A 1,473-nucleotide genomic window follows, 5' to 3' on the forward strand; every position below is an offset into this window, starting at 1 on the left:
GCACCCGCCACGACGGTGCTGTTGGTGCCCGCGCTGACCAGGCTGCCGACATTGTTGACGGCGGATGTCTCATCCAGGCGGAATTTTTTCCCGGACGAGGTCTTCTTGGTTTTGCTGTAGAAGCTGTAGTCCTGATTTTCAGCCGCCTTGAGGGCAAGGTCGTTACCCGCAACCAGGTACGCTTCTTTGCCCGCATCCACCTGGCTGGCCACCAGTTGCAGGTTCTGCCCGGCGCTCAGGGTGGCGTCACCGCCAGCCTTGAGCACGGTCGATACCTGCTGAACATGGTCTTCGACACTGGTCACCTTCTTGGAATTAAACGCCGAATGCTGCTCATTCGCCGCCGAAGCCAGGTTCACATTGCCCTTGGCCACCAACGCCAGATCACGCGTGGCATTCAACTGGCTGCCGATGGCGCTGATGTCCCGTGCCGCCACAATCTGGAAGTCCCGCCCGGCTTCTACCACCGTGCCGTACTGGGTCACGTTGCTGCTGCGTGAGTAGGTGCTGACGATATTGGCGTTACGTTGCTCGGCGGTGACGAGGTTCACGTCACGCCCGGCCTGGATGCGGGTGTCGGTACCGCTCTTGAGTACACCGCCGGTGCTGTTGACGTCGCGACCGGCTTGCAGGGTCAGGCTGTTGGCGGCTTCGATGCGCGCGGCGTTGTCGACGAAGTCGGTGCGTTCGGTGCGATAGCCGCTGCTGCTCTGGTGGCTGGTGACGGTGCGTTCGTTGAGCACATCGCCATTTACCGCGCGCACGCTGACGTCGCGCCCGCTGATGATGCCGCCGGCGCGATTGGTGAGGCTGTTGCCGGCCAGCAGGTCGAGACGGTTGCCCGCTGCGATGAGGCCACTGTTGACCATGTTGCGCCCGGCGCTGGCGGCCAGGTTCTGGGTGGCACGCAGAGTGCCGACGTTGGTGAGGTCGGTGCCGCTGACCAGGCTCAGGTCGCTGCCGGTGATCAACGCGCCATTGGGCGCCAGGCGGTTGTTGGCCTGGGCCAGGTAGAGCACCGGCACCAGCACTTGCTGGCCGGCGACGGTGGCGTTTTCCATCCACACGATGTCGTGGGTCAGGGCCGCGACTTGTTCGGCGGTGAGGCTTACACCCACCGACAAATTGAGCGCCTGACGGCTGCCGATGGCGTTGTCCATCAGGTACTTGAACATCGCCGTGTCGCTGGTTTGGCCGTCGATGAAGCGCTGGCCGGTGCGGGCAATGACCGCTTGCTGGATCAGGCGCTGTTCATAGAGGCCGTCGCCCAGGCGTTTTTGCGCCTGGTCGGGGTCGTAGCCGAGCTTGGACAGCATGTAATCGGAACTGAGGAACTGGCCGAGATTGGTCAGCTGCGGGTTGGTTTCGATCAGGTATTTCTGTGGGTTGGAGACGAACTGGCTGTCCGGCAGGCCTTGCACGCGGTTGATGTTGACACCGTCGGCCGAGGTGCCGGCGGCGGGTACAACCGGC

Annotated in this window: 1 protein-coding gene; it reads right to left on the reverse strand. The window is 63.3% G+C overall.

The features are described from left to right. Positions 1-1,473 (reverse strand): hemagglutinin repeat-containing protein (locus BFP96_RS31200; protein WP_256548925.1); only part of this gene is annotated, 1,473 nt, incomplete at both ends.

The sequence above is a fragment of the Pseudomonas sp. 34 E 7 genome (assembly GCF_900005715.1).
GTDB classification, from domain to species: Bacteria; Pseudomonadota; Gammaproteobacteria; order Pseudomonadales; family Pseudomonadaceae; genus Aquipseudomonas; species Aquipseudomonas orientalis_A.